This window comes from Cyanobacteriota bacterium (genome assembly GCA_027618255.1).
Lineage (GTDB): Bacteria > Cyanobacteriota > Vampirovibrionia > LMEP-6097 > LMEP-6097 > JABHOV01.
Genome location: JAQCFG010000076.1, coordinates 1 through 7,833 on the forward strand (window position 1 = coordinate 1; position 7,833 = coordinate 7,833).

At 39.6% G+C, this 7,833-nt stretch carries 6 protein-coding genes and 1 other RNA gene; 4 read left to right on the plus strand and 3 right to left on the minus strand.

Annotated features, from left to right (window positions below; all coding sequences use genetic code 11):
• Both O3C63_08820 and rnpB read left to right on the plus strand, forming a co-directional pair.
• A partial coding sequence (locus O3C63_08820) for a hypothetical protein (protein ID MDA0773031.1) occupies nucleotides 1–497 on the plus strand: 497 nt, incomplete at its 5' end.
• Nucleotides 498–515: 18 nt separating this feature from the next.
• Nucleotides 516–976: RNase P RNA component class A (rnpB, locus tag O3C63_08825), an RNA gene on the plus strand.
• Nucleotides 977–1,058: 82 nt separating this feature from the next.
• Here rnpB and O3C63_08830 read toward each other — a convergent pair.
• Nucleotides 1,059–1,814, minus strand: a complete 756-nt coding sequence (locus tag O3C63_08830; protein ID MDA0773032.1) for a hypothetical protein — start codon at nucleotides 1,812–1,814, stop codon at nucleotides 1,059–1,061.
• A 234-nt stretch (nucleotides 1,815–2,048) separates the two neighbouring features.
• Here O3C63_08830 and dnaE point away from each other — a divergent pair, with 234 nt between their 5' ends.
• Nucleotides 2,049–5,555 carry a DNA polymerase III subunit alpha gene (dnaE, locus tag O3C63_08835; GenBank protein ID MDA0773033.1) on the plus strand — a complete coding sequence of 1,169 codons (3,507 nt, stop codon included), beginning with the start codon at nucleotides 2,049–2,051 and terminating at the stop codon, nucleotides 5,553–5,555.
• A gap of 71 nt (nucleotides 5,556–5,626) precedes the next feature.
• Nucleotides 5,627–5,869, plus strand: coding sequence for a hypothetical protein (locus O3C63_08840; protein ID MDA0773034.1), 243 nt, complete (start codon nucleotides 5,627–5,629; stop codon nucleotides 5,867–5,869).
• 145 nt (nucleotides 5,870–6,014) lie between these two features.
• Here the strand turns inward: O3C63_08840 and O3C63_08845 are convergent, their stop codons facing one another.
• Together O3C63_08845 and O3C63_08850 are read right to left on the minus strand one after the other, a co-directional pair.
• Nucleotides 6,015–7,130 (minus strand): sodium:calcium antiporter, encoded by a 1,116-nt coding sequence (locus O3C63_08845; protein MDA0773035.1) that lies wholly within the window; start codon nucleotides 7,128–7,130, stop codon nucleotides 6,015–6,017.
• A gap of 65 nt (nucleotides 7,131–7,195) precedes the next feature.
• On the minus strand, nucleotides 7,196–7,693 hold the full coding sequence (locus O3C63_08850) for a hypothetical protein (protein MDA0773036.1): 498 nt from the start codon (nucleotides 7,691–7,693) through the stop codon (nucleotides 7,196–7,198).
• Nucleotides 7,694–7,833 lie beyond the last annotated feature (140 nt).

Consider the following 7,833-nt stretch of genomic DNA (forward strand, 5'->3'; position numbering starts at 1 on the left):
TTAATCCACATTTGTTAGCTTTATTTGCTCCGGATACGGTCCCTAAGCCAGAAATGGTTGAAGAAATGGTTAAAAAAAAGGTTGAAGATGTTCTTTTGTTTCAAGTTGAAGATGTTCTTTTGTTTCAAGCAGATCCTTATGGGAAAGTATTAGACCCTGATTCGCTAGCTCTCATTGCTGATGAGGCTGAGTTATTTGCAGGGACCCCGGTGGATCACAGGGATTTTAACCCAAGTGAAGCTTTTGAGGCATTAATAACTAAGAGTGAAGATCAATATGACTTTCGCCCTAGGTTTATAGACAATGTTAGAAATTACATTGCAGCGAATGATGAAAAATATGGTAAAAGATTGGTTCTTGCAATTATTGAGTATTTAAATTCTGAAGGTATTATCGATGTGCAGATGATTAGTGATTTGTTGGGGCATGCTGTGATCAATGAATTAAGAGTCGAAGATGCTTTATTTAATGATAAAGGGCATAGAAAAGCAGCCTAGTAAGCTATAATCATCAGTCGAGCTGATTAGATGATCGCTTTACTTTGGTAGAGAGGAAAGTCCGGGCAGCACTGAAGCTAGCTTGCCAGTTAAGAGCTGGTGCGTGTGAACGTGAGGATAGTGCCACAGAAATATACCGCCCATTGGTGTGTCTGTGGCTCAAGTTCAAGGCATGCGAGCCCCGAAGGGGTTTATTGGAAGTTTATTGCTAATAAACGAGAACTCGCATAACGAAGAAATTGAGTCAGAGAGGCGCCAATTGGTAAGGGTGCAAAGGTGAGGTAAGAGCTCACCAGCTAAGTCGAGAGGCTTAGGCTAGGTAAACCCCAGCGAAGCTGCAAGGTCCAGATCTATTGCTTTTTGCAAATGCTTCAATAGCAAAAAGAAAGATCTCAATTCCGCTTGAGGCTAGAAGTGATTCTAGTCCCAGATAGATGATCGTCCGAGAAACAAAACCCGGCTTATTATCAGCTCGATTTTTATCAACGCCGGGTCGTAACGACGTAACGCTTTGCTAATACGCATTGACAAAGCGTTACAGCGTTACGACCCGGCGTTGGCTTAGTAAGACATGTCAGAACTAGTGCCAATGTGACTAAGTCTGCCGCCAGCAGCTTCAATAATTGTTTTGGCGGTTTCTATATCTTTGATTCCACCAGCGGCTTTGATATGGATTCTTGAGTCTTGATCGTATTCGTTTAGGTTTTCTGTAATAAGTGAAATTAATTCTTGGCTTGTTGTTTTGAGCGGGTAGTCATTTTCTGTTTTGATAAATCCAGTTGAGTTTTTATAAGCTACTTTGATTTTGTTTAGTTGAGCGCCCGCAACAACTTGAGCTAAAATATCGATGCTAAATTCGATACTGTAGTCCTCGAGTAATTCACACGAGAAGATGGGTTTGAGCCAAAGTGGCTTATCATAGCTTTGCATCAACTCGATATAGCCATTAAGTTCGGCTCTTAGTTTTTTGAAATCATGATTGGAGACGTTTGCAAGGTTGATTACCGGATCAAGTTCGACTGCTCCATCATCTAGAGCTTGCTTGGCTTCGGCGAGTTTCTCTTCAAGGCCGTGATTACCAATTTCTTTGATGATTGATTTTTTATCTTCGTCTGAGTTGCAGTAATAGACCTTAGTGGGGAAGTTAATAGTGGCTGAGCAGCGGTAAGTCTCAGCAAATTCCTTGATTCTGTCACTTCTTATGCAAATTGAGTTGAAATCTTGTTCTTGGGCTTTTTTTGCAAGTACAGCAAGGTCTTGATGACTGGCATCTGGCTTGAGATTAGTGTAATCAACTAGTTTATTGGTGAATTTCATTTAAGTTCTTGTTTTAGTGTGTCCTTTACAACTTTAGCAAAACCAGTATGGCTATGTCTGCTTGTTCTTTCCCCGATTTGTGATACCCGGGGTGTGCTTTTAGCCGTTTTTTGTTGATTCTTCGTCAGATTTGTGATACCCGGGGTGTGCTTTTTGTGATACCCGGGGTGGGGTTTTTAACTTAAATCTAATTAATACAGATGGATAGCCATAAATTATAAGATTGATCTATATATGTCCCTAGAGACACTCGATCAAGTAAAACATATTCCGCTACACCTCCATACTGAGTTTTCTCTTTTGGATGGTGCTAGTCGTATTGAAGATATTTGTGCAAAAGCCAAGACAAATGATATGCCGGGTTTGGCACTTACAGATCACGGCACAATGTTTGGCGCTTATAAGTTCTATACCGAGGCTAAAAAACATGGAATTAAACCCATTGTTGGTTGCGAGATTTATGTAATTAATGGTGACCATTTACTCAAAGGCAAAGAACATAGACTTAAGCTTTATCATTTGGTTTTGCTTGCCAAAAATGACCAGGGCTACCTTAATCTAATCAAGATTGTTTCTGAGTCTTGCATTAATGGATTCTATTACAAACCACGTGTCTCCAAAGAATTTTTGCGTCAATATTCTTCTGACTTGGTTGCAATGTCTGCTTGCCTTGGCGGTGAGGTAAACAATCTGGTTTTGAATAATCAAATGGAAGATGCCAAAATAGCAGCAGCTAATTACAAAGATATCTTTGGAGAGGATTTCTACTTGGAGATAATGGATCATAACTATGCTGAAGATAGGCATGTGAACCCCAAGCTCGTTGATATCGCCAAAGAACTTAACATCAAAATCGTTGCCACTAATGACAGTCACTACACTAATTGTGAAGACGCAAACGCACATGACGCCTTGCTTTGCTTGCAAACCCAAAAGTATGTTGCTGATTTTCCGCGTATGCATTTTTCGTCTCATGAGTACTTAAAGACAGGGACAGAAATGGCTGCGCTTTTTGCTGATCACCTTGATCCAGACTTGGTACGCAAAGCGGTTTATGATGTGCCAACAGAAATCTTTAACAAGATTGAGGACTATGAATTATTGCGCGAGCCCAAGGTGCATATGCCTGACCCGAAAGTCCCTGAAGGACATAGCTTTGAAACTTACTTGCGTGAAATAAGCTACAAAGGTGCCAAAATGCGTTTTGGCGGTGAACTGAATCAGCTGCAAATTGATAGGTTGGATTTTGAACTTGAGATCATGAACAACTCCGGTTTCGCTTCTTACTTCATTGTTGTCTGGGACTTTATTAAGTGGGCAAGAGAGAATGATATTCCGGTTGGACCTGGGCGTGGTTCTGCTGCTGGTTCATTAGTTGCTTACGCACTTGAAATTACTAATATCGATCCTTTGAAGTATGACCTACTGTTTGAGAGATTTTTGAATCCTGAACGTAAGAGTATGCCCGATATTGATACGGATTTTTGTATCGAAGGACGCGCTGATGTAATTGAGTACGTAAGGCAGAAGTACGGTGAGGAGTGCGTTTGCCAGATTATTACATTCAATCGACTGACATCCAAGTCAGTAATTAAAGATATGGCAAGAGTGCTTGAGTATCCATATGTAAGAGCAGAAGAATTAGCCAAAATGATTCCAGTTGTGCGTGGTAAGCCAAGGTCAATTGCTTGGATGATAGAGAATCATGATGATTTTGCTAAACGATATAAAGGTGATCCTGAAGCTAGAGAAGTAATTGACCTTGCTTTGAAAAATGAAGGGCTTAACAAGACTTTTGGGGTTCACGCTGCTGGTGTGATTATTGCAGATCAATCTGTTGACAATATCGTACCGATTTCTCGTAGTAATGACGGTAGTATAATTACTCAGTTTGCCATGGAAGAGTGTGCCTATATGGGTTTGCTGAAGATGGACTTTTTGGGTTTGCGTAACCTGACAATGATCAAAAAAGCTCTCAATATTATTGAAGAGAACTCTGGTCTCAAAATTGACATCGACAAAATTTCAATGGAAGACTCTGCTACTTTTGATACGGTTTGTTCAGGACATCTATCAGGTGTCTTTCAATTAGAAACTTCTGCTGGAATGAAACAGATAGCTCGTGATCTTGCGCCTCGCAGTCTTGAAGATATTTCAGCATTGATTGCGCTGTATCGACCAGGTCCTCTTGATACAGGAATGGTTGATGATTTTATTGATCGTAAATCAGGCAAGCAAGCAATCAAGTACGAGCACCCATTACTTGAGCCAATCTTGCGCAACACTTATGGTACCATCGTTTATCAAGAACAGATTATGCAGATTGTACAAACACTCGGTGGTTTTTCACTTGGTGAAGCGGATCTATTACGCCGGGCAATGGGTAAGAAACGACCTGAAGTTCTACTTCCATATAAGGATCAATTTATCAAGGGTTGCCAAGCCCATGCTGACAAGATTCCTGCATCGCTTGCTGAGACACTCTTTGAGCAGATGCTTGCTTTTGCTGAGTATTGCTTTAATAAATCCCACTCAACAGCTTATGGTTTTGTAACTTATCAAACTGCTTATCTCAAGACTCATTATCCTGTTGAATACGTGACCGCTTTGTTTATGTCATCAGGCAATGACAGTGATCGATTGAAGTCCTATTTGATTGAAGCTGTTAGATTAGGTATCAAGGTTATTCCTCCTGATATTAATTTATCCAATGTGGATTTTCGGGCAATTGTGAAAGATAAATCAATTGTTTTTGGAATGAAGGCAGTCAAAGGCGTTGGTGATGGACCTTCTCAGTCTATCGTGGTTGAACGTAATGAGAATGGAGTGTTCAAGGATTTCTTTGATTTTTGTTGTAGAATCGACCACAAGAAAGTAAACAAAAAAACAATCGAATCACTCATTAAATGCGGTGCTTTTGATGGCATGGGTGCTGGACGCAAGGCAATGATTGATAATCTGGAGAGCTTTATTAATCGCTCAAAACGCAGTCAGGAAGAGAAGACTCGCGGGCAGGGGAATTTATTTGCGGCACTTGGTGCCGAGGTTGAGGTTTCTGCATTAACTAGTCCTAATTATATGAATGGAATGGCTGATGAGTTTCCTGAGCGTGAAATGCAAGAGATGGAATATCAATTACTGGGTCTTTTTGTCAACAACCATCCAATGCAAGGAGTTGACGAGCTTGTTAAATGTATTGCCGATCAAACTCTCAAGGATTTGGATGATAAGAATGACGGTGCCAAAATCAAGGTTGCTGTTTTGATAACTGATTTTGTCAGAAAGCTAACCAAGAAAAAAAAGAATATTTGTATTCTCAATGTTGAAGATATGGAATCTCGGGTAGAGGCTGTTTTGTTTTCAAAACAGTTGGAACAATGTGAAGCATTTATTGAAAAAGGCAAACGTGTATTAATTACCGGTACCTTGTCCAAACACTCTGAAGGTGACAAAAGTATTATGATTGAATCTCTCGAGGATATAGACAATATGGGGGTTCTAGAGTTTGATTTGGATATTTCTCAACTTGGTGATTACTTCCAGTTTTTACATTCTTTGAGAACTTATGCAATTAAACCAATAAACCAAGGCAACAAGATTATTGTACTTAATATGATTAATGGAAATGAAAGACGCAAGATCTCGCTCGGTGCTAAACATACTATTAATGATTTTGATGCAACTGTTGATGGTGTTAAGAAATTGATTATAGATTCTTGTAAGAGCATGGTCGCGTCGTAGCGTAGCGAAGACGGATGTGGTAGACACTTAGTTTCATGTAATTTTGATTTCGCTGTGATATAAATTTAAACATGAAGGAAATTAAGGTTCCTGAGTCGGATAAATATTTTGCGAACGTATTCTTTGTCGGTGGATTTGCCTTATTGTCTATTGCTGGTGGAATTATCCTTGAAAGTATCAAGATTTCTAGTATGGATTTGTTTAATATCGGTACTGTTATTGTGTTAATCGTTGTAATTATTGTTGGAGTTGTCTGTTTGTATATTGGTTGGTATACTTTGGGGCATCGGGAGTTAAGTTATGGAAGGAACTAAGTTACAGTTAATATTATTTGTTTCTATTTTGCCTGTTACGGCTTTAGTGGTTATTGTCATGGGTCTTTGGTGCATTAACCATCATCCAAGTACTTGGAAATGGGATCCCTTTAGATGGGTATTTGAACCAGGTTACAGAGAACGCCTAAAGATTGAAAATCAACAGTAAATAGATCAAATAGAAAACACCGCAGCCTAACAAGACTTTGTAACTTATTTTTGATTTTGTTTTAAGAGTATATAGTAGTACTGAACTTGAGAGGATTGCTAGGATCCCACAGGCAACAGCAATTGGACTTAAAACCCATGGAGTCATTAATATTCCAATTACACAGGGAATGCTCGCTTGGAAAACCATTGCACCACTTAAATTACCCATTGCAAGTACATCTTTGCCCTGTGATGACCAAATCCAGCTATTGACCTTCTCTGGTAACTCAGTTGCTATCGGACTTACAATCAAGCTCAAGATTAGAGGGCTGACATTAATTAATTCTGAGATATGTTCTATGGCTCCAACAAAACCATGGGCAAAATAAATTATTCCGCCTAAGCCAATTAGAGTCTGAATCACTACTGTCTTCATATTGACCTTGAGTTTGAAAAATCGCTCCAAAAATAAAATAGGGCAATCATGAATCTCGTACTCGCCAGAGAATTCTTTCTTGGATGCTTTGTAGGTCACCATGAGATAGTTGATATAAAGAGCGATGATTAAAAAACCAACTATCGCCCTTAGACTAAAACTGATCTCGTCATAGCATTGATTAGGAATACCAGCATTGAATAGGTTGAGTAGCTTGATGCCAAACTCCGTCTGGCAGAGCTTGCTGATGATTTGTGTTAAATAATCAGAGGAAAGCCCAGTAGCCAAAATTGCAATGAAAAATACCTTGAGAAAATATCGTAAGTCTCTTTCTAGATGCTCTGAATTGAGTTCTAGATTGGTAGATTTGCGAGATTTGCGGTGTAAATAAATACTCAAGCCAAGTAAAAACATTGTCAGTGTGGATAGCATAAACGGCGCGCCGAGTATCGCCCCAATAGCTATATCATTCTTGGCTGCAACGGCTCCTATAGCTCCTTGGCTTGCCATATAAATTGCAACTAGCGGCAAGATTGTTTCTGGCAGTGCAGTGCCAACTGCTGCAAGCACACTACCAGTAAACTCATGACCGATATTGAGTCTTTCTCCTAAGTTTTCAATTGCATTTGTGAATATCTCGCAGGATAGTAGGATACCGAGAAGTAATAAGATCATTTGGAGCCAGTAGAGCATTTGATTATTATACTTGATCTAGTAGAGTTTGAGTCGCGGCTAAGTGTTTAAACTATAGTTGCTTCAAGTTGTCTTGCCAGACTCGGTCTTACTTCTCTAACTATATCAATTATGGTTGGTAAATCAGATCTATGTTCCTGTCTAAACTCTGTTCTTAGTTTAAGGTCGGCTTGTCCTAGTTGGACATCAGGCAAACCTTCGATTCCTGCCACGAGGCTAAGGTCAGAGCCGTATGCTACAAGTAGTTGTGATTTGATATTGGCACCATGCTCACTATGAGTTATTCTTTGCGAATAATCACGAAGCATTGGCATAATGCGACTTAATGCTCTGTAACTTAGTCCTAGTCCACCGATTCCAGCTGCAGCGCCCAGTCCATATAATCCATAGTCTGCAGCGATACTATAAACTCCACTCCCAAGCAATGCAGCTCCGTCTATACTTTTGGTCATTCCATAACCTATTTCCTTAGTGAAAGTATCTGCAATCTTGACTGCAGCAATTCCAGTGGCAGCTCCAATGCTACCTGCTTTAATATTACTCATTCCTCTCTCCTGTTTTGAAAATGAATCCCCAATTAGTTCTTAGGGTATAACGTAGTCTAGGATTGGCTTTTGATATGTTGAATTGTTAAGCTTTGGAGTTGTTAGCAGATTCTTTTAATAGAACTGCAAGTTCGTTTAAA

Excerpts from the sequence above, each read along its gene's own strand:
- O3C63_08850 (MDA0773036.1), bottom strand. The coding sequence starts at position 7,693 with ATGAGTAATATTAAAGCAGGTAGCATTGGAGCTGCCACTGGAATTGCT.
- dnaE (MDA0773033.1), top strand. The coding sequence starts at position 2,049 with ATGTCCCTAGAGACACTCGATCAAGTAAAACATATTCCGCTACACCTC.
- O3C63_08845 (MDA0773035.1), bottom strand. The coding sequence starts at position 7,130 with ATGATCTTATTACTTCTCGGTATCCTACTATCCTGCGAGATATTCACA.
- O3C63_08830 (MDA0773032.1), bottom strand. The coding sequence starts at position 1,814 with ATGAAATTCACCAATAAACTAGTTGATTACACTAATCTCAAGCCAGAT.
- O3C63_08840 (MDA0773034.1), top strand. The coding sequence starts at position 5,627 with ATGAAGGAAATTAAGGTTCCTGAGTCGGATAAATATTTTGCGAACGTA.